This is a genomic window from Achromobacter ruhlandii (genome assembly GCF_002082135.1).
GTDB classification, from domain to species: Bacteria; Pseudomonadota; Gammaproteobacteria; order Burkholderiales; family Burkholderiaceae_B; genus Achromobacter; species Achromobacter ruhlandii.
In genome coordinates, this window is the sequence record NZ_CP017433.1 from 5,662,119 (window position 1) to 5,682,000 (window position 19,882).

21 protein-coding genes are annotated in these 19,882 nt (G+C 67.3%); 8 read left to right on the forward strand and 13 right to left on the reverse strand.

Features of this window, described 5'->3' with window-relative positions:
* The first annotated feature begins 135 nt into the window (after positions 1-135).
* On the forward strand, positions 136-1,902 hold the full coding sequence (locus AruCF_RS25745; protein WP_049071630.1) for a glutamine--tRNA ligase/YqeY domain fusion protein: 1,767 nt from the start codon (positions 136-138) through the stop codon (positions 1,900-1,902).
* A 148-nt stretch (positions 1,903-2,050) separates the two neighbouring features.
* On the opposite strand, the gene AruCF_RS25750 is transcribed toward AruCF_RS25745, so the two are convergent.
* From AruCF_RS25750 to AruCF_RS25760, 3 genes are read right to left on the reverse strand one after another with little or no spacing between them, the layout of a single operon-like run.
* On the reverse strand, positions 2,051-3,043 hold the full coding sequence (locus AruCF_RS25750) for a Bug family tripartite tricarboxylate transporter substrate binding protein (protein WP_080977322.1): 993 nt from the start codon (positions 3,041-3,043) through the stop codon (positions 2,051-2,053).
* Between the two features lie 50 nt (positions 3,044-3,093).
* Entirely contained in the window at positions 3,094-4,335 is a 1,242-nt protein-coding gene (locus tag AruCF_RS25755) for a CaiB/BaiF CoA transferase family protein (RefSeq protein ID WP_049077492.1), read from the reverse strand.
* Positions 4,332-5,258: a hydroxymethylglutaryl-CoA lyase gene (locus AruCF_RS25760; RefSeq protein WP_144419079.1), complete on the reverse strand. Its 927-nt coding sequence runs from the start codon at positions 5,256-5,258 to the stop codon at positions 4,332-4,334. The genes AruCF_RS25755 and AruCF_RS25760 overlap by 4 nt, the downstream gene beginning before the upstream one ends.
* 103 nt (positions 5,259-5,361) lie before the next feature.
* Between AruCF_RS25760 and AruCF_RS25765 the strand changes: the two genes are divergently transcribed.
* The 4 genes from AruCF_RS25765 to minE all read left to right on the forward strand — a co-directional run bounded on the left by AruCF_RS25765 (position 5,362) and on the right by minE (position 8,378).
* The gene (locus AruCF_RS25765) at positions 5,362-6,093 is read left to right on the forward strand and encodes an IclR family transcriptional regulator (RefSeq protein WP_049071628.1); all 732 of its coding nucleotides are present in this window, start codon (positions 5,362-5,364) and stop codon (positions 6,091-6,093) included.
* Between the two features lie 90 nt (positions 6,094-6,183).
* Positions 6,184-7,113, forward strand: coding sequence for a septum site-determining protein MinC (minC, locus tag AruCF_RS25770; protein WP_049071626.1), 930 nt, complete (start codon positions 6,184-6,186; stop codon positions 7,111-7,113).
* A gap of 188 nt (positions 7,114-7,301) precedes the next feature.
* A complete protein-coding gene (gene minD, locus AruCF_RS25775) occupies positions 7,302-8,117 on the forward strand; it encodes a septum site-determining protein MinD (protein ID WP_049077490.1) in 816 nt (271 codons plus the stop codon).
* 3 nt (positions 8,118-8,120) lie between these two features.
* The gene (gene minE, locus AruCF_RS25780) at positions 8,121-8,378 is read left to right on the forward strand and encodes a cell division topological specificity factor MinE (protein WP_006388977.1); all 258 of its coding nucleotides are present in this window, start codon (positions 8,121-8,123) and stop codon (positions 8,376-8,378) included.
* A gap of 130 nt (positions 8,379-8,508) precedes the next feature.
* On the opposite strand, the gene AruCF_RS25785 is transcribed toward minE, so the two are convergent.
* The 5 genes from AruCF_RS25785 to ettA all read right to left on the reverse strand — a co-directional run bounded on the left by AruCF_RS25785 (position 8,509) and on the right by ettA (position 11,896).
* Positions 8,509-8,733 (reverse strand): YMGG-like glycine zipper-containing protein, encoded by a 225-nt coding sequence (locus AruCF_RS25785; protein WP_049071625.1) that lies wholly within the window; start codon positions 8,731-8,733, stop codon positions 8,509-8,511.
* A gap of 190 nt (positions 8,734-8,923) precedes the next feature.
* Positions 8,924-9,457, reverse strand: a complete 534-nt coding sequence (locus AruCF_RS25790) for an isochorismatase family protein (RefSeq protein WP_049071623.1) — start codon at positions 9,455-9,457, stop codon at positions 8,924-8,926.
* 67 nt (positions 9,458-9,524) lie between these two features.
* Positions 9,525-9,902 carry a type II toxin-antitoxin system VapC family toxin gene (locus tag AruCF_RS25795; RefSeq protein ID WP_049071622.1) on the reverse strand — a complete coding sequence of 126 codons (378 nt, stop codon included), beginning with the start codon at positions 9,900-9,902 and terminating at the stop codon, positions 9,525-9,527.
* Positions 9,889-10,164 carry a type II toxin-antitoxin system VapB family antitoxin gene (locus AruCF_RS25800; RefSeq protein WP_194957033.1) on the reverse strand — a complete coding sequence of 92 codons (276 nt, stop codon included), beginning with the start codon at positions 10,162-10,164 and terminating at the stop codon, positions 9,889-9,891. Before AruCF_RS25800 ends, AruCF_RS25795 begins: the two co-directional genes overlap by 14 nt.
* 58 nt (positions 10,165-10,222) lie before the next feature.
* Positions 10,223-11,896: an energy-dependent translational throttle protein EttA gene (ettA, locus tag AruCF_RS25805; RefSeq protein WP_006388972.1), complete on the reverse strand. Its 1,674-nt coding sequence runs from the start codon at positions 11,894-11,896 to the stop codon at positions 10,223-10,225.
* A 151-nt stretch (positions 11,897-12,047) separates the two neighbouring features.
* On the opposite strand from ettA, the gene AruCF_RS25810 reads away from it, so the two are divergent.
* Positions 12,048-12,866, forward strand: coding sequence for an AAC(3) family N-acetyltransferase (locus tag AruCF_RS25810; protein WP_049071619.1), 819 nt, complete (start codon positions 12,048-12,050; stop codon positions 12,864-12,866).
* Between the two features lie 13 nt (positions 12,867-12,879).
* On the opposite strand, the gene AruCF_RS25815 is transcribed toward AruCF_RS25810, so the two are convergent.
* The gene (locus tag AruCF_RS25815; RefSeq protein WP_080977321.1) at positions 12,880-13,806 is read right to left on the reverse strand and encodes a DMT family transporter; all 927 of its coding nucleotides are present in this window, start codon (positions 13,804-13,806) and stop codon (positions 12,880-12,882) included.
* Between the two features lie 99 nt (positions 13,807-13,905).
* Between AruCF_RS25815 and AruCF_RS25820 the strand changes: the two genes are divergently transcribed.
* The gene (locus AruCF_RS25820; protein WP_049071615.1) at positions 13,906-14,694 is read left to right on the forward strand and encodes an AraC family transcriptional regulator; all 789 of its coding nucleotides are present in this window, start codon (positions 13,906-13,908) and stop codon (positions 14,692-14,694) included.
* Positions 14,695-14,804: 110 nt separating this feature from the next.
* Positions 14,805-15,326: a hypothetical protein gene (locus AruCF_RS25825; protein WP_049071614.1), complete on the forward strand. Its 522-nt coding sequence runs from the start codon at positions 14,805-14,807 to the stop codon at positions 15,324-15,326.
* Between the two features lie 501 nt (positions 15,327-15,827).
* Here the strand turns inward: AruCF_RS25825 and AruCF_RS25830 are convergent.
* The 4 genes from AruCF_RS25830 to AruCF_RS25845 all read right to left on the reverse strand — a co-directional run bounded on the left by AruCF_RS25830 (position 15,828) and on the right by AruCF_RS25845 (position 19,853).
* Entirely contained in the window at positions 15,828-16,823 is a 996-nt protein-coding gene (locus AruCF_RS25830; protein ID WP_049071613.1) for an ABC transporter ATP-binding protein, read from the reverse strand.
* Positions 16,820-17,800 (reverse strand): ABC transporter ATP-binding protein, encoded by a 981-nt coding sequence (locus AruCF_RS25835; protein WP_049071612.1) that lies wholly within the window; start codon positions 17,798-17,800, stop codon positions 16,820-16,822. Before AruCF_RS25835 ends, AruCF_RS25830 begins: the two co-directional genes overlap by 4 nt.
* Positions 17,801-17,949: 149 nt before the next feature.
* A complete protein-coding gene (locus tag AruCF_RS25840) occupies positions 17,950-18,864 on the reverse strand; it encodes an ABC transporter permease (RefSeq protein ID WP_049071610.1) in 915 nt (304 codons plus the stop codon).
* Complete coding sequence (locus AruCF_RS25845; protein ID WP_006388963.1) at positions 18,864-19,853, reverse strand: ABC transporter permease; 990 nt, start codon at positions 19,851-19,853, stop codon at positions 18,864-18,866. Before AruCF_RS25845 ends, AruCF_RS25840 begins: the two co-directional genes overlap by 1 nt.
* Between the last annotated feature and the right edge of the window lie 29 nt (positions 19,854-19,882).

The following is a 19,882-nucleotide window of genomic DNA, read 5'->3' on the forward strand; positions in this document are numbered from 1 at the left end:
ATGGCCCGTAGTGTAGAGCCAGTTACACGACAATGGGGGCCAGTTTGAAACCGCTTGCAGCGGGCCAAAAATGGCTTGTCCCGGGAACGTGGCAAAATTGACGCTTTGTCGCTGCTTTTTCCTATTCTTTCAAGAATGACCTCCGCCACGACGCCGACCCCCGCCGCATCCAATTTCCTGCTCAACATCGTCGAAGACGACCTGCAAGCCAACCGCTTCCAGGGCAAGCGTTGGGCGGGCAAGCCTGGGCCGGCCTCCGTGCAGCAGCAGGGCGAACCCGATCCGGCGAAGATCCGCACCCGTTTTCCGCCGGAGCCGAACGGCTATCTGCACATCGGCCACGCCAAGAGCATCTGCGTGAACTTCGGCCTGGCCCGCGACTTCGGCGGCGTCTGTCACCTGCGCTTTGACGACACCAACCCCGAAAAGGAAGACCAGGAATACGTCGACGCCATCATCGAGGCCGTGCACTGGCTGGGCTTTGACTGGAAGGCCGACGGCCGCGACAACCTGTATTTCGCCAGCGACTACTTTGGCTATATGTACGAGTTCGCCGAGGCGCTGGTCGAGGCCGGCCACGCCTATGTGGACGAGCAGAGCCCCGACGAGATCCGGGCCAACCGCGGCACCCTGACAGAACCCGGCGTCGACTCGCCCTGGCGCAACCGCCCGGCCGCCGAGTCGATCGCGCTGCTGCGCGAGATGCGCGACGGCAAGCATCCGGACGGCAGCCTGGTGCTGCGCGCCAAGATCAACATGGCGTCGCCCAACATCAACCTGCGCGACCCGGTCATGTACCGCGTGCGTCACGCCACTCACCACCGTACGGGCAACCAGTGGTGCATCTACCCGATGTACAGCTGGGCGCATCCGGTGGAGGATGCGCTGGAAGGCATCACCCACAGCGTCTGCACGCTGGAGTTCGAGGACCAGCGCCCGTTCTATGACTGGATCCTGGAACGCCTGGCCGAACTGGGCAAGCTGGCCCGGCCGCTGCCGCACCAATATGAGTTCTCCCGCCTGAACCTGAGCTACGTGGTCACCAGCAAGCGCAAGCTGCTGCAGCTGGTGCGCGAAGGCCACGTGGACGGCTGGGACGATCCGCGCATGCCGACCATTTTCGGCCTGCGCCGCCGCGGCTACACGCCGGCCTCGATCCGCCTGTTCTGCGACCGCACGGCAGTGTCGAAGTCGGATTCGCGCATCGACTACAGCCTGCTGGAGCAGGCCGTGCGCGACGACCTGGACCCGATCGCGCCGCGCTCGGTGGCGGTGCTGGACCCGCTCAAGCTGGTCATCACCAACTATCCGGAAGGCCAGACCGAGATCTGCACGGCGCCGCGCAATCCGCACGATCCGGAGGCCGGCGTGCGCGAGTTCCCGCTGTCGCGCGAGCTGTGGATCGAGCGTGACGATTTCCGCGAGGAAGCGCCCAAGAAATACTTCCGCCTGTTCCCGGGGAACCTGGTGCGTTTGAAGTATGGCTATGTGGTGCGCTGCACGGGCTTCACCAAGAACGAGGCCGGCGAAGTGGTCGAGGTGCAGGCCGAGTACCTGCCGGAGACGCGCAGCGGCACGCCGGGCGCGGACAGCGTCAAGGTCAAGGGCAATATCACCTGGGTGAGCGCGGCGCATGCGGTGCCGGCGCAGATCCACCTGTACGACCGCCTGTTCGCGGATCCGCGGCCGGATGGCGGCGACAAGGATTTCCTGGCCTGCCTGAATCCGAATTCGAAGGAGACGGTGACGGCGTGGCTGGAGCCGGGCACGGTGGCGACGCCGGGGGCGACGTGGCAGTTCGAGCGGCTGGGGTATTTCACGGCTGACTTGAAGGAGTCGACGGCGGAGAAGCCTGTGCTGAATCGGGTGGTGACGTTGCGGGATTCTTGGGCGCAGGGGTGAACGGGATTTGCCTTTTTGCGTTGTGCATAAAAAAAGCGCCTTCGGGCGCTTTTTTATGGCCCGCGAGGTTGTGGGCTTCGTAGGCCGCGTCTCGCGCGGAGGGGGGCGTGGTGGTTGCTTGGGGGCGGGGACGCCCCCCCGCCCTCTTTCAGTCCAGTTTGATGTTGGCGGCCTTTACTACGTCGGCCCACTTGGCGGTTTCGCTTTTCATGTAGGCCTCGAAGTCGGCGGGGGTGCCGCCCAGGGGTTGGCTGCCTTCGTCTTCCAGGCGCTTGATCACGGCGGGTTCCTTGAGGACGGCCTGCATGCGGGCGTTGAGCTGGTTGACCATGTCGGCGGACATGCCGGCGGGGCCGACCAGGCCGGTCCAGGCGGACGCTTCGAAGCCGGGGTAGCCGGATTCGGCCACGGTGGGGACGTCGGGCAAGGCGGCCAGGCGGGCGTTGGAGGTGACGGCCAGGGCGCGCAGCTTGTTGGCGGCGAGCAGGGGGAAGGCGGTCTGCGGGGTGATGAAGTAGAGGTCGGTCTGGCCGCCGACCAGGTCGGTGACGGCGGGCCCGGCGCCCTTGTAGGGGACGTGCAGGAACTCGACGCCGGCGCGGCGCGCGAGCATGACGCCGGACATGTGGCCGATGGTGCCGTTGCCGGCGGAGGCCAGGCGCAGCGAGGCGGCGGGTTTTTTCCTGGCGTCGTCGACGAGGTCGGCCAGGGTCTTGTAGGGCGAATCGGCGCGCACCACCAGGACCACCGGCTGGGCGGCGACGAGGCCGACCAGGGTGAAGTCCTTCTTCGGGTCGAAGGGCATCTTCGGATACAGCGCGGGGTTGATTGCGAGGTTGGCGGCCTGGCCCATGCCGACGGTGTAGCCGTCGGGCTGGGCGCGGGCCACGTAGTCCATGCCGATGTTGCCGGTGGCGCCGGGCTTGTTCTGCACCACCAGGTTCCAGCCGGTGGCCACGCCCAGGCGCTCGGCCAGCAGGCGGCTGACGACGTCGGTGCCGCCGCCCGGCGGCATCGGCACGACCAGGTTGATGGGACGTTCGGGATAGGCGGCGATGGCGGGCGCGGCGCCGGCCAGGGTGGCGACGGCGATCGCGGCCGCGGCCAGGCGGCGCGGCATGAGGCGCGAAAGGACTTGCATGAGGTTGTCTCCAGATGGAATGCGTAGCGGAACGGCCGGGGCCGGCCGGGTCAGTTCACGGGCCCGACGACGCCCGCTTCGGTCAGGGCCGCGATCTGCGTCGCGCTCAGCCCCAGGGTTTCCAGCAATTGGGCGCCATGCGCGCCCAATGCCGGGGGATCGATACGTACGCCGGGGCGGCGGCCGTCCAGCGTGATGGGAAGCAGCGGCACCTTGGCATGCGCGTTGGCCGCGCCGCTGCCCGCACCGTCTTGCGGCAGGGCGATGTCGGCCAGGCCGCCGGTGGCGGCCAGGTGCGGATCGTCGAACAGGTCCTGCGGCTTGGCGATGGGCGCGTAAGGCAGGCCGTGCGCCTCGAAGCGGGCGGCGATGGCGGCGGCCGGCTCGGACGCCAGGCGTTCGCGCAGGATCGGCATCAGCCAGGCGCGGGCCTCGACACGGTCGTTGTTGCCCGCCAGGCGCGCGTCGGCGGCCAGGTCGGCGAAGCCGAAGGCGTCGCAGAACAGCTTCCACTGGGTGTCGGACACCACGGCCAGGAAGATCTGTTCGCTGTCCTTGACGGTGAAAACGTCGTACACCGCCCACGCCGAAATGCGGCTGGGCATGGGCGCGGCCGGCTTGCCGGTGACGGCGTACTGCATCATGTGGTGGCCGACCAGGAACACGTTGTTCTCGAACAGCGCGCTCTGCACTTCCTGGCCGCGGCCGGTGCGCTGGCGCTCGAGCAGCGCGGCCATGGCGCCCATGGCGCCGAACATGCCGCCCATGATGTCGTTGACGGCCGCGCCCGCCCGCAAGGGGCGTCCTTCGGGGCCGGTCATGTAGGCCAGGCCGCCCATCATCTGCACCACTTCGTCGAGCGCGGTGCGGTGCTGGTAGGGACCGGGCAGGAAGCCCTTGTGCGAGACGTAGATCAGGCGCTCGTTCAGCTTCGACAGCGTGGCGTAGTCCAGCCCCAGCCGGGCCATGGTGCCGGCCTTGAAGTTCTCGCTGACGATGTCGGCGGTGGCGATCAGCTTGAGCACCAGTTCGATGCCGCGCGGATCCTGCAGATTGACCGGCAGGCTCTTCTTGTTGCGGTTGAACATGGTGAAGAAACCCGCGCCCGAGCCTTTCAGGCGGCGCGTGTTGTCGCCCTGCACCGGCTCGATCTTGATGACCTCGGCCCCCAGGTCGGCCAGCATCATGCCGCAGGTGGGACCCATCACCATGTGGGTGAATTCGACCACCCGCACGCCTGTCAGCGGCAGCGCCGGTTCGTCGCCGGCTGGATGTGCGTCATGCGCGCTCATGCGGCCTCCCGCGCGTAGGTGAATCCTTTCGGCAGGCCCGCGTCGGGCACGTGACCGTACAACGGTTCGTCCGGCAACCCGTCGCGCAGCGCGGCGCGGGCCGCCATCAGCGCGTCGACGTCGATGCCGGTATCCAGGCCCATCGACTCCAGCAGGAACACCAGGTCCTCGGTGACGATGTTGCCGGTGGCGCCGGGCGCGTAGGGGCAGCCGCCCAGGCCGCCCTGGCTGGCGTCGAAGGTGTCGACGCCGGCTTCCAGCGCCGCCACCACGTTGGCCAGCCCCTGCCCGCGGGTGTTGTGGAAATGGGCGCCGCCGGCGCGCGCGCCCAGCTCGGCGCGCAGCGCCTTGAACAAGCGGCGCACCTGCGCCGGATTGGCGTAGCCGGTGGTGTCCGACAGACCGACCTCGTCAACGCCCAGCTGCGCCATGGCCACCGCCATGCGCAGCGTGTCGGCTTCCGGCACCTGGCCGGCCAGGGTGCAGCCGAAGGCGGTCGACAGCCCGGCCTCGAGCTTGACGTCGGGATAGCGGGCGTCGCGCAGCGCCACCACGGCCGCGACTTCGTCACGCATCTGCGCGTGGGTCTTGCGCACGTTGGCCAGGGAGTGGGCCTCGCTCACCGACACCGGCAGCGTGACCTTGGCCGCGCCGGCCTCGAAGGCGGCCTGCGCGCCGCGCAGGTTGGGGGCCAGCGCCGCGACGTGCAGGCCGGGCAGTTCGCGCGCGGCCGCCACCACGTCGGCGGCATCGGCCATCTGCGGCAGCAGCTTGGGCGGCACGAACGAGCAGACCTCAATTTCGCGCAGGCCGGCCGCCGCCAGCGCGCCGATCCAGCGCAGCTTGGCGGGCGTGGGCATGACGGCGGCGATGCTCTGCAACCCATCCCGGGGGCCGACCTCGCTGACTAGAATCTGGGGCATTGACTTTCTCCTTGTCGTTCTATAAGATAGAACGTCGTTCTATAAATTATTCCCCATCCGGATTCCGGGTGTCAACCCTGCCTGCCCGAAAGGCCGTTTCGCCATGCCCAGAAAAGCCAGCCAGCCCTCCCTCGCCGACCAGCACGCCGCGCCCGGCGGCGCCGCCGCGGTCGATCGCGCGCTGTCGGTGCTGTCCGCCTTTCGCGCGGGCGACGCCTCGCTGTCGCTGGCGGAACTGGCCGAGCGCACCCAGCTCTACAAGAGCACCGTGCTGCGCCTGCTGGCCTCGCTGGAACATGGCCGCCTGGTGCAGCGCACGGCGGATGGCCAATACGCACTGGGCGCGGAGATCGCGCGGCTGCACGCCGTGTATGCGGCGTCGTTCTCGCTGGAAGGGGTGATGATGCCGGTGCTGCGGGAACTGACCCGCGTGACCCGCGAAAGCGCCGCGTTCCACGTGCGCCAGGGCGACCATCGCCTGTGCCTGTACCGGGTGGATTCGCCGCAGCCGGTGCGCGACCACATCAAGGCCGGCGACCTGCTGCCGCTGGAACGGGGCGCGGGCGGACGCGTGCTGATGGCCTTCGCCGGCGCGGCCGGCGAGCCTTACGAGACTATCCGCCATAGCGGCGTGGTGGTGCTGGAGGGCGATCGCATGCCCGAGCTGTCCGGCATCTCGGCGCCGGTCTTCAATGAAACGGGCGCCCTGGCCGGCGCCGTCACGCTGACCATGCCGACGCCTCGCCTGCAACGCGAGCATGCGGCGCTGGTGGTGGCCGCCGCCGCCGAAGCCACCCGCAACCTGGGGGGTTTTTACCCTTGGCCGAACGATTGAACGGGGCCTGGGCGGGTTATCATGCCCGACAATCCGCAGCCGGTTGCGCGCGCCCCTTCCAGGCGCCCCGAACCGCCAGCCCCAATCAAGATGAACACTGAATCCCTAGCCCTGGACTTCAAGAGCGCCACCCTGTATGCGATCCGGGTGGTCCTGCACAGTGCCGACCCCGCACGCCTGAACGCCGCGCTGGCCAAGCGCATGGCCGACGCCGGCAGCTTCTTCGAGAACGAACCCGTGGTGATCGACGCCAGCCGCGTCGAGGACGCCATTGACTGGCCCGCGCTGGTCGCTGCCCTGCGCGGGCACAACCTGCCCCCCATCGGCGTGGTCGCCGAAGGCGCCAACCTGGCCGCGGCCCGCGCCGCCGGCCTGACGCCGGTGGAGCTGTCGACGCCCGCGGCCCGTCCCGCGCAGGTGATCGACACGGCGCCGCCCAACGACGTTGCCACGCCGGTGCCGTCGGTGCCGGCCGCCGCCGTCGAGATCGCGCCCGCCCCCACAGCCGCCGCCGAAGCGCCGGCCGGCAAGGCAACGGAAGGGGCATCGGAAAAGGCAACCGAAAAGACGGCCGATAAATCCGCGGACAAGACTGCCGGCAAACCCGCCGCCGAGCCGCTGCCCGAGCGCGCCGCCGCCAGCACCACGTCGGCGCCGAGCCCGACGCCGGCCGCGCCGCAGTCGTCCTCGGCATTGGTCATCACCAAGCCGCTGCGATCCGGCCAGCGGGTCTACGCGCGCCACACCGACCTGGTCGTGATCGGCATGGTCAGCCAGGGCGCCGAGGTCATCGCCGACGGCAACGTGCACGTGTACGGTCCGTTGCGCGGCAAGGCCATGGCCGGCGCGCGCGGCGACACGTCGGCGCGCATCTTCACCACCCACCTGGACGCGGAGCTGCTGGCCGTGGCCGGCGTGTACCGCGTAGTCGAAGACAAGCTCGACCGCTCGCTGCACAACCAGCCCGCGCTGGTGCGGCTGGATGGCGACACCCTGCGCATCGAGGCCCTGAAAGCCTGAGATGCCCTGCCCCGGATCCAGTCCGGCCGGACGGGCGCGAGACCGCGCCAACGCGGAAGGGTCCTGCAACGCAATACTCTGTCAGTCCCGAACGGGCCGTGCCCGTTCAACACATTCTGTAAGAAGCCTTACACGGGCTTTTTGCTTTACGATAACGCGATTTATTCGAACATAAGGGTTTGATCGTCATGACACGCATTGTTGTGGTGACTTCCGGCAAAGGCGGCGTGGGCAAAACCACGACGAGCGCCAGTTTTTCCGCGGGCCTCGCGATGCGGGGCCACAAGACCGCTGTCATCGACTTCGACGTCGGCCTGCGCAACCTCGACCTCATCATGGGTTGCGAGCGCCGCGTGGTGTATGACTTCGTCAATGTGATCCAGGGCGAAGCCACGCTCAACCAGGCGCTGATCAAGGACAAGCAGCTTGAAAACCTGTTCATCCTGCCCGCTTCGCAGACGCGCGACAAGGATGCGCTGACGCAGGAAGGCGTGGAAAAGGTCATCAACGACCTGAAGGAAATGGGCTTCGACTACATCGTCTGCGACTCGCCCGCCGGCATCGAGACGGGCGCGCTCATGGCGGCCTACTTCGCCGACGACGCGCTGGTCGTGACCAACCCCGAAGTGTCGTCGGTGCGCGACTCCGACCGCATCCTGGGCATCCTGGCGGCCAAGTCCAAGCGCGCCGTCGAGGGCGACGAGCCGGTCAAGGAATTCCTGCTGCTGACGCGCTACAACCCCAAGCGCGTGGTCGACGGCGAAATGCTGTCGCTGGGCGACATCGAGGACATCCTGCGCATCAAGCTGATCGGCGTCATCCCCGAATCCGAAGCCGTGCTGCAGGCCTCGAACCAGGGCCTGCCCGCCATCCACCTGAAAGATACCGACGTCTCCGAGGCCTACAAGGACGTCGTGGCCCGCTACCTGGGCGAAGACAAGGCCCTGCGCTTTACCGACTACGAAAAGCCGGGTTTCCTGAAACGCCTGTTCGGAGGCAAGTAAGCAATGTCCTTCCTGTCGTTTCTGCTTGGTCAAAAGAAAACCTCCGCATCCGTCGCCAAGGAACGGTTGCAGATCATCCTGGCCCACGAGCGGGGCCGTGGCGATTCGCCCGACTACCTGCCGCAGTTGCAGCAGGAATTGATCGCGGTGATCTCCAAGTACGTCAAGATCAACCCCGAGGACATCAAGGTGCACCTGGAACGCCAGGACACCCTCGAAGTGCTCGAGGTCAAGATCGAGATGCCGCAAAGCGAGACCTGACGCGTTCCGCGCGCCGCTGGCCGGCGCCGGATCCGCATGCGATGCGCGCAAAAAAACGCCCGGCAATGCCGGGCGTTTTTGCGTGCGGCGCGGTACGCCAGCGTGCGCTGGCGCCCGCCCGGTCCAGGGCTCAGTGCTTGCCCACCTGATCGCCGATGACACCGCCGATGGCCGCGCCCCCCACCGTGCCAAGAATGCCGCCGTTGGTGATGACCGCGCCCGCCACACCGCCGAGCGCCGCACCGCCCACCGTGCTTTTCTGACGATGGCTCATGCTGTCCCACGACGAGCAACCCGCCATGGTGGCGGCCATGGCGACAGCGACACAGATTTTGGAAAGAGATGCGATTTTCATGATGAGGCTCCTATTCTTGTACCCGGGGCCGCTCCTGGGTCCAGACGCGAGCGCACGACACCCCTTATGGGTTTAGAACCTTCAGGATCGCAAAATATCCCGCGCGGCGGTGTGAGGTTTGCCCAGGAATTGTGTCAAACGGCGAGGGAATCTTTGCGACTCCCCAGGACAATGTTGCAGCCAGGCCCGGCTATTTGACCAGACGTAACACGTCGCGGAAACGGGCGTGCTCGCAAGTTTCCATCCACTCGAAAATGGCCATTTCCGTGGTGACGATCTCGGCCCCGTGGGCGCGCGCGCGGCGCAGCGCGGCATGGTGGTCGGACGATTTGCGCGAACCGGCCGCATCGGCCACCAGCACCGCCTTGTAACCCAGCTCAATCAAACCGATAACGGTCTGCAACACGCAGATGTGGGCCTCGCAGCCAGTCACCAGCACGGTCTTGCGCGCCGCCGGCAGCCAGGCGTCGAAGCCGCGTTCGCGCGCGGCCGAGAAGTGCATCTTCTGGAAAGTGGATTGCACCCATTCGGCGAGCGGCGCCACGGTGACGCCCAGCATCTTGCTGTGGTGCTCGGTGGCGACCACCGGTACGTCGAGCAGCCGCGCCGCCTGCGCCAACTTGGCGTTGGCCGCCACCACCGCGTCGCCGTCGTGGATCACGGGCATCAGGCGGCCCTGCATGTCGACGATGAGCAGCGTGGAATCGGAGGCTTGCAGCAGCATGGGAGGTCTCCTGGGGTTGAAGGCGGTATCGACGATACGGTATGGCCATCACGCCAAACCGCTTCATTCAATGATATCTCGGGGGATCAACCGCCAAGCTCAAGGTGTTGGCGAGTGCCCGCAGCCGTTTGTCCCGGGTCCATAGCGCAGCGCCAGGTGTCAGTCGCGTGGACGCCAACAAGTGTAAATCCACATAGCCGATGCCCTTTCCAAACAATTTCTCGCTTTGAAGAAAGTGCATGACTTCGTCATGACTCGCACGCACGACTTGCGGCAATAGCGACATCGCACCCAATACGACATCACGTCGGCCCAACGAACCCAGCGCCAATTCACCCGCGATGAACGGGTGCATCAATACACTTTCTTCCTCCAGCAAGCGCACCAGATATGGCTCGCCGTCGGATAAATGGTCTATCCAGATGGAAGTGTCAACCAGGATCATTGCAGGTTTCCGTCTGCCGCCGCGGGATAGGCTTCAACTTGGGCGAACTACCACCAAGCTTGGCCAACCGCTTCGCGGCCTCTTTCTGCACGAGCTGGGTCAACGCTCGCGTTACGAGCGCCGATGTCTCCTGGACGCCGGTATAGGTACGGGCCAATTCGAGCAGGTCGTCATCGAGCGTCACAGTCGTACGCACACTGGCCTCCTTGCAATGATTGGAGCAAAAATTCGCATCAAATGATGAACTTTTTGATTCTATCATCCGAAAAAAAATCCCGGCGCGCAATGGCCGGGATTTTCGGACCGCCTGACAGGCCGGCTTACTTCAGCGCCTTGTAGCGCAGGCGCTTGGGCTTGGCGCCCTCTTCGCCCAGGCGGCGCTTCTTGTCGGCTTCGTACTCCTGGTAGTTGCCGTCGAAGAACACCACTTGCGAATCGCCCTCGAAAGCCAGGATGTGCGTGGCGATACGGTCCAGGAACCAGCGATCGTGGCTGATGACCATGACGCTGCCGGGGAACTCCAGCAGCGCGTCTTCCAGCGCGCGCAGCGTTTCGACGTCGAGGTCGTTGGACGGTTCGTCCAGCAGCAGCACGTTGCCGCCGGCGATCAGCGTCTTGGCCATGTGCAGGCGGCCGCGTTCACCGCCCGACAGCTGGCCGACCACCTTGTTCTGGTCGCCGCCCTTGAAGTTGAAGCGGCCCAGGTAGGCGCGCGAGGACATCTCGAACTTGCCCACGGTGATCAGGTCGGCGCCGTCGGCGACCGCGTCGAACACGGTCTTCTTGTCTTCGAGCGCGTCGCGCGACTGGTCGACGTAGGCCAGCTTGACGGTCTGGCCGATTTTCACTTCGCCCGAATCCGGTTGCTCGCGGCCCGCGATCATGCGGAACAGCGTCGATTTACCGGCGCCGTTGGCGCCGATGATGCCGACGATGGCGCCAGCCGGAATCTTGAAGCTGAGGTTGTCGATCAGCAGGCGGTCGCCGTAGGCCTTGCTGACGTTGTTGAACTCGATGACCTCGTTGCCCAGGCGCTCACCCACCGGAATGAAGATTTCCTGGGTCTCGTTGCGCTTCTGGTATTCATAGGACGACAGTTCCTCGAAGCGGGCCAGGCGCGCCTTGGCCTTGGCCTGGCGGCCCTTCGGGTTCTGGCGCACCCACTCCAGTTCCTTCTTGATGGTCTTCTGGCGGGCCGATTCGGAAGCCTCTTCCTGCTTGAGGCGGTCTTCCTTCTGCTCCAGCCACGAGCTGTAGTTGCCCTTCCAGGGAATGCCGTAGCCGCGGTCCAGTTCGAGGATCCATTCGGCGGCGTTGTCCAGGAAGTAGCGATCGTGGGTCACGCCCACGACGGTGCCCGGGAACTTGTGCAGGAACTGTTCCAGCCATTCGACGCTTTCGGCATCCAGGTGGTTGGTGGGTTCGTCCAGCAGCAGCATGTCAGGCTTGGACAGCAGCAGGCGGCACAGCGCCACGCGGCGCTTTTCACCGCCGGACAGGTTGCCGACGATGGCATCCCAGGGCGGCAGGCGCAGCGCGTCGGCGGCGATTTCCATCTGGTGTTCGATGTCGTCGGCGCCGCTGGAGGCGGCGGCCGCGATGATGGCTTCCAGCTCGGCCTGCTCGGCGGCCAGCGCGTCGAAGTCGGCATCGGGCTCGGCGTAGGCCGCGTAGACCTCGTCCAGGCGCTTCTTGGCGGTGACCACCGCGCCCAGGCCTTCCTCAACCGCCTGACGCACCGTGTGCTCGGGGTTGAGCTGCGGCTCCTGCGGCAGGTAGCCGATGTTCAGGCCCGGCATGGGGATGGCTTCGCCTTCGATCTCGCGATCCACGCCCGCCATGATCTTCAGCAGCGTCGACTTGCCCGAGCCGTTCAGGCCCAGCACGCCGATCTTGGCGCCAGGAAAAAACGAAAGCGAGATGTCACGCAGGATCTGCCGCTTGGGCGGCACGATCTTGCCGACGCGGTTCATGGTGTAGACGTATTGGGCCATGGGCTCGTATAGGGAAAGAAAGCTGATGAATCGCTGATTGTAGGCCGGAACCCGGACAGGCGCGCGGGCGGGGTCCGCGCGCGGGTGGCAAGGCTATATTTACGGCTTGTGTCCGTTCCATGACGCCCTTCGCGGCACCCTGCCCACCCCCATGACCGAAGCCGACCTGCTGGCCCGCACCCCGTTTCCCGCCACCCGCGACAGCCTCGCGGCGCAATTGCGCGAGGGCGGCCTGCGCCCCGGCGCCACGGTGCTCGTGCACACCTCGCTGCGCGCCCTGGGCTGGATCGCGGGCGGTCCCGTGGCGCTGATCCAGGCCTTGCTCGATTGCGTCGGTTCCGACGGCCTGGTGGCGATGCCGGCCCATTCCTCCGACCTGACCGATCCCGCGCAGTGGCAGGCGCCACCCGTGCCGGACGCGTGGCTGGATACCCTGCGCGAACACATGCCAGCTTACGATCCCGCCATCACGCCCACGCGTGGCATGGGCGCGGTGGCCGAGCTGTTCCGTACCTGGCCCGACGCCCGCCGCAGCCTGCATCCCACCTGTTCGTTCGCGGCCGTCGGCGCTGGCGCCGACGCGCTGACCGCCAACCACCGGCTGGACGACCCGCTAGGCGAAACCTCGCCGCTGGCCAAGCTGCTGCGCGCCGACGCCGAGATCCTGCTGCTAGGCGTCGGCTTTGACGTCTGCACCATGCTGCACCTGGCCGAACAACGCGCGTGGCCGACGCGACCGCGCCAGCCCGAAGCCTCGCCCATCATCGAGCACGGCCGGCGTGTCTGGAAGCGTTATGACCAGCCCGCGCTGCTCGACGCCGACCATTTCCTGCCGGTCGGCCAGTCGTTGATCGATGCCGGGCTGGCGCGGCGCTTCGCGCTGGGCGCGGGCCACGGCCTGCGCGTGCCGGCCAGGGTCGCGGTGGAACACGCCCTGCGGTACTGGCACGGCAAGCCCGTGCCCGACTGAGGCGCGTGGCGCCCTACGAGGCTGCCCGCGCGCGGCGGCCCGCGGCGAAGGGCGCCCGCATCTGCGCCAGCATCACGCCGGCCAGCGCCATCGCGCCGCCGACAATGTGGAAGAGGTGCGGTTTCTCGTCCAGGAACAGCGCCGCGATCGCCACGGTGGCCACCGGCATCAGGTTCAGGAACACGCTGGCGCGGGCCGGCCCCAGGTGGCGCACCCCCTGCATCCACAGGAACGGCGCGAACAGCGACGGGAACAGCCCCGCATACAGCACCAGCGGCAGGTTGTCGCCATTGAGCGGCGAAGCCGGCGCCATCAGGAAGGCGGGCAGCTGGAACAGCACGCCGAACGCGACCTGCACGTACAGCGACACCCAGGGGCCGACAGGCAGGCCCCAGCGCCGCAGCAGCACGCCGTACAGCGCGTAGGCCAACGCCGCCACGCCCATCAGCACATCGCCATGGTTCGCGCCCACCGACAGCAGGCGCGCCGGATCGCCTTCGCCGATCAGCAACGCCAGCCCCGCCAGCGACAGCAGGCCGCCCAACAGCGCCATCAGAGAGGGACGCTCGCGCAGCACCACGGCGCCGACCGCGATGGTCAGCAACGGAATCATCGCGGTGATGATGCCCATGTTGGTGGCGGTGGTGCTGCTGGCCGCCACATAGGCCAGGCCCTGGTACAGCGCCATGCCCAGGCCGCCCAGCACCGCGAACTTGGGCAGGTACGGCCACAGCGCGCGCCGCTGGCGCCAGGCGGCCGGCAGCGCGAACGGCGTCAGCAGCAGCCCCGCCAGCGCCCAGCGGTAAAAGCCGATGGCGGCGGGCGCGATCACGCCGGCCGCCATCTTGGTGACGATCATGTTGACCGACCAGATCAGCGCCGCCAGCAGCGGGAACAGCAGATAGCGGGCGGGAGTGGGCGAAACATCGGCGCGCGTCATGGGGATACAGCCAAAAACAGGATAACGGCTGGCCAGTGTAGGACCTGTCTGACTCGCTGTATATAATGAAAAACCGACAATCCCCAGCGAACTTCGGACATGGACCTCGCCGCCTCCCCGCCCAGCCTTGGCCCGGGCCGCCCCTATCCGCTGGCCTGCCGCATCCTGCACTTCCTGCCGCACTCGCGCATCCAGCGCCACAGCTCGCCCTGGGGCGAACTGAATTTCGCCCTGTCCGGCATCATGGAAATCGGCATCGAGGACAGCACCTACCTGTCGCCGCCCCACTACGCCATCTGGATACCGCCGCACGTCTCGCACTGCTGCCAGAACCAGGGGGAAGTGCACTACGCCTGCATCGACATCCCTGCCGCCGCCTGCGCCGCCCTGCCCGCCAGGCCCTGCACGCTGGAGATCAGTCCCGTCATGCGCGCCATTCTGGGCGACTTCGAACGGCGCGGCATCGCCTATCCAGATACGCCGGAAGACCGGCGCCTGGCGCAAGTGGTCATCGACCAGATCCGCATCGCGCCGGCCTACGCCAGCTACCTGCCGTCCACGACCGAACCCGTGCTGGCCCCCATCCTGACCGCCCTGCAGCGCCAGCCCGGCGACAAGCGCGGCGCCGCCTACTGGGCCGCCACCGCCGGCATTACCGAACGCACCTTGCTGCGCCACTGCCAGCAACACCTGGGCATGTCGTTCAACGAATGGCGCCAGCGCCTGCGCGTGGTCAGCGCGCTGGCGCTGCTCGACGCCGGCCAGCCGGTGCAGGCCGTATCGCGCCAGCTCGGCTACAGCACGCCATCCGCCTTCATCGCCATGTTCCAGCGCCTGACCGGCCAGTCACCCGACAGCGCCCGCAAGCGCATGCCGACGGCCGCCTGAAGGCCGCGTAATCCAAGCGTCCGATGCAAGCCTCGCGCGATCGCGAGACAATAGCGTCTGCATTTTTTTCGTAACGCCGTCCCCGCGGCATCATCGCGCCAGGAACCCTCATGTCCGCCTCCGCCACGCCCCCGCCTTCCCTGACCCACTTCAGCGCGACCGAGCTGGACATGCTCGCCAAGACCGCCGACGCCCTCAGCGCCTACCTGGGCAAGCCGGTCCTGGCCGAAGTGGTGCTGGGCGAAGAAGGCACCGAATGGGTCACCTATGGCGTGCCCATCGACGAAAACGCCGAACCCGACGAAGCCCAGACCCACGTCCAGCTCGGCGGCCCCGGCGCCCGCCTCCTGGGCAACCGTGGCGGCCTGCCCCCGACCGGCGACGACACCTACGACTGCCTCTATCTCTGGGCCATCCAGATCTCGCTGAACGAAGGCGAACGCTTCATCAAGCTCGACCACGACGGCGAAGAGTCCGCCTGGTCCGACAACCTGGAAGACGTGCTTCCCTTCGCCCTGACCGAGGAACCCCTGCCCGATCCGGATGAGGAAGACGAAGAAGACGACGACGAGGACGAAGACGACGCCCACGACCACGCTCACGACCACAACGACCCCGGCCACCGTCACTGAACCAGCAGGCAGGCGGCAAGACACAATAAGCCGCCGCCAACAAGCAAAAGGGCTTCCAGAAAGAAGCCCTTTGCCAAAATCGCGCCCCCGCGACACCGCCCCGCCAAAAAAACCGGCAAGCGGGCAAACCAGCACCGCCTCGACGCCCAACCACCCAGACGCTGCAACGGGCCGCCCGCGCGGCCCCGTTGCAGCAGCCCCGCAAGACGCTCCTCGCTCACGACAGTGTCGGCAAAACACCAAGCACACCACTCTCCCAAGCGCCCGTCATGAGCCACTGACGCGAGTCTGTCGTGGCGCGGGGCGGGGTGCGCGGGGCGTGTAGATGCGCCCGACGGAATCTGAAGGGAGGGCCGAAGGCCTGGACGAAGATGAGGAAGGGGGGGGCCGCCTAGGCAAGTCCGGAGCGAAGGCTCCGGACCGCAATCGTAGCCCCGCGCACCCCGCCCCGCGCCGCGACAGGCGCCTCAAGAACCCCTTACAAGGCCAGCAAGCAAAAGATCACCCCGCAATCCGCCCCTCCTCCACCGCATGGCAAGCCACCACCGCCACTCCCGCCATCCGAGCCACCGGCGCCTCCCCCCTGCACCGCTCATTCGCATGCGGACACCGAGGATGAAACGTGCACCCCGACGGCGGATTCAACGGATTCGGCACTTCCCCCGCCACCGCCGTGCGCGGCTTGCCGGCCCCGTCGATATCCGGAATCGCCGCCAGCAGCATCCGCGTATACGGATGCCGCGGCCGCGCGAACAGCTCATCGCGCGGCGCCACCTCCACCATCCGCCCCAGGTACATCACCCCGACCCGATCGGCCACGTGATGCACCACCGCCAGGTTGTGCGAGATGAACAGATAGGTCAGCCCCAGCTCGCGCTGCAGGTCCTTCATCAGGTTCAGCACCTGCGCCTGCACCGACACATCCAGTGCCGAGGTCGGCTCGTCGCACACCAGGAACTCCGGATTCACCGCCAACGCCCGCGCGATCGAAATCCGCTGGCGCTGCCCGCCCGAGAACTGGTGCGGATAGCGGCCCTGGTCGGCCGGATCCAGCCCCACCTGTCGAAGTAGTTCACCGACCCGCGCCGTGCGCTCGGCCGGCGTCATCTTCGTGTGCGTCAGCATCGGCTCGGCGATGATGCGGCCGACCCGCCAGCGCGGGTTCAGGCTCGCGTACGGATCCTGGAAAATCATCTGCAGCCGCTTGCGCAACTCGCGCCCGCCCGGCTCCGCCATGCGCGACAGCGGCTGGCCGTCGAAACGGATGTCGCCACGCGTCAGGCCATACAGCCCCACCAGCATGCGCGCCACCGTCGACTTGCCGCAGCCCGACTCGCCCACCAGCGCCAGCGTCTCGCCGCGATTGATCTCGAACGACACGCCGTCCACCGCGCGCAGCATCACCCGCGGCTTGCCGGCCAGCTTGCGCTCCAGCCAGGGCGGCGACACATCGAACCAGCGCGCCGCGTCCTTCACTTCCACCAACGGCGTGCTCATGTAGCCACCTCGACTTCGCTCTCATGCAACCAACAGGCCGCGCGGGACGTGCCCGCCGGCATCAGTTCGGGCCGGTCCTGGCCGCAGCGCGGCAGGCGCCGCCCGCAACGCGGATTGAAGGCACAGCCCGGCGGAATCGCGTTCAGCCGCGGCATGCTGCCGTCGATCTGCACCAGCCGCTCGGCATGTCCCTGCAGCGACGGGATCGATCCCATCAGCCCCATCGTGTACGGATGGCGCGGCTGGTGGATGACGTCGCGCACGGGGCCGATCTCGGCCACGCGTCCCGCGTACATCACCGCCACCCGGTCCGCCGTTTCCGCGATCACGCCCATGTCGTGCGTGATCAGCATCACCGCCGTGCCCTGTTCGCGGCACAGGCGCTTGAGCAGCTCGATGATCTGCGCCTGGATCGACACGTCCAGCGCCGTGGTCGGCTCGTCCGCCACCACCAGCTTGGGCTCGGCCGCCAGCGCCAGCGCGATCACCACGCGCTGGCGCATGCCGCCCGAGAACTGGTGCGGGTAGTGATCGATGCGCTCGCGCGCCGCCGGGATGCCGGTGGCCGCCAGCAGCTCGACCGCGCGGTTGCGCGCCTGCGACCAGCTCATGTCCAGGTGCGTCACGATGGTCTCGGCCAGTTGCCGGCCCACCGTGTACAGCGGATTCAGGGAGGTCAGCGGGTCCTGGAACACCGCCCCGATCTCGCGGCCGCGCACGCGGCGCATCCGCTCGTCGGGCAGGTTGTCGATGCGCCGGCCGGCCAGCAGGATCTCGCCGCCGGCGATGCGGCCCGGCGGCTCCAGCAGGCCGATGATCGACGCGCCGGTCAGCGACTTGCCGGCGCCCGATTCCCCCACCACGCCCAGGACTTCGCCCGCCTGGATCGAAAAGGACACGTCGTCCAGGGCCAGCAGCGTGCCGCGACGCGTGGGGAACTCCACGCGCAGGTTGCGGACTTCAAGTAATGCGCTCATAGGTATTTCTCAAATTCGTGTTCCACGTACAGCGCCCCCGAGGCCGATGAAATGCCGACGGGGCCATCGGGATGCCGCGGAGCCGGCTTCGCCGGTCCGCCAGCATGCCCCCTTGAGGGGGAAGCGCGCAGCGCTTCGGGGGTGGGCCATCACCCTAAGCGCGGGTTGAGTGCGTCGCGCAGCCAGTCGCCCAGCAGGTTGACCGACAGCACCAGCAGCACCAGCGCCGCGCCCGGGAAGATGGTGATCCACCATTCGCCGGAAAACAGGAAATCGTTGCCGATGCGGATCAGCGTGCCCAGCGACGGCGCGGTCGGCGGCACCCCCACGCCCAGGAACGACAGCGTCGCCTCGGTGATGATGGCCGTCGCCAGGTGCACGGTGGCCAGCACCAGCACCGGCCCCAGCACGTTGGGCAGCACGTGGCGGAACATGATCACGGGCGAGGCCACGCCGATCACGCGCGCCGCCTGCACGTATTCGCGGTTCTTTTCCACCAGGGTCGAGCCGCGCACCGTGCGCGCGTACTGCGGCCAGCCGGCCAGCGCGATGGCGCCGATCAGTACCGGGAACGCGATGATCTCGTGCAGCTCGCGCGGCACCGCGGCGCGCGCCACGCCATCGATCAGCAGCGCGATCAGGATCGCCGGGAACGACAGTTGCACGTCGGCGATGCGCATGATGAAGGCATCGATGCGTCCGCCCGCGTAGCCCGAGATCAGCCCCAGCACGATGCCGATCAGCATCGACAGCAGCACCGAGGCCAGGCCAATCAGCAGTGACACGCGGGTGCCATACAGGATCGCCGAATACAGGTCGCGGCCCTGGCTGTCGGTGCCCAGCAGATAGGTCGACTGGCCGTTGGGCGACCAGGCCGGCGGCAGCAGCGCGTCCAGCAGCTCGACCTTGGTCAGGTCGAACGGATTGTGCGGCGCCACCCAGCCGGCCCCGAAGGAGCCGATCAGCAACATCGCCAGCATGACGGTGGCGACAATGGCCACGGGCGCCCGGCGCCAGGCCCAGGCAATATCGCTGTCCCACCAGCGTTTCAGAACGGCACGCATCAGTGGCCACCTCCGCCGCGGGTCAGCCCGGAGCGCAGGCGCGGGTCCACGACAAAATACAGAAGATCGACGATCAGATTGATCACCACGAACACCAGCGCGATCAGGCACAGGTACGCGGCCATCACCGGCACGTCGGCGAATTGCACCGCCTGGATGAACAGCAACCCCATGCCGGGCCACTGGAACACCGTCTCGGTCACGATGGCAAAAGCAATGATGCCGCCCAGCTGCAGGCCGGTGATGGTGATGACGGGCACCATGGTGTTCTTGAGCGCGTGGCCGAAATGGATGGCGCGCCGCTTCAGGCCGCGGGCGCGCGCGAACTTGATGTAGTCCGAACGCAGCACCTCCAGCATTTCGGAGCGCACCAGCCGCAGCACCAGCGTCATCTGAAACAGCGACAGCGTGATCGACGGCAGGATCAGGTGCTTCCAGCCATTGGCGGTGAACAGGCCGGAGGTCCACCAGCCCAGCGCCACGGTATCGCCGCGGCCGTAGCTGGGCAGCCAGCCCAGTTGCACCGAGAACACCAGGATCAGCAGGATGCCGATCAGGAAGGTCGGCAACGACACGCCCAGCAGCGAGCCGGCCAGCAGCAGCTGCGACAGCAGGCTGTTGCGCTTGAGCGCGGTGTACACGCCCAGCGGCACGCCCACCACCAGCGCCAGCAGGGCCGCCACCAGGGACAGCTCCAGCGTGGCCGGCAGGCGCGACTTGAGCAGGCTCGAGACCGGTTCGCTCTGGCGCAGGGAAATGCCGAAATTGCCCTGCGCGGCGTTGGCCACGAAGTGGCCGAACTGGACGATGGCGGGCTCGTTCAGCCCCAGGCGCTCACGCAGCTCGATGCGCTCGGCATCGGTGGCGTCCTGCCCCAGCATGATGGTGACAGGGTCGCCGACGTATTGAAAAAGCACGAAGGCCAGTAGCGCGACGGTGAGCATCACCGCTACGGCCTGCAACAGGCGACGCAGTATGAAAGCAAACATAGGCGGGAAAGGCAAAACGGCGAAGCCCC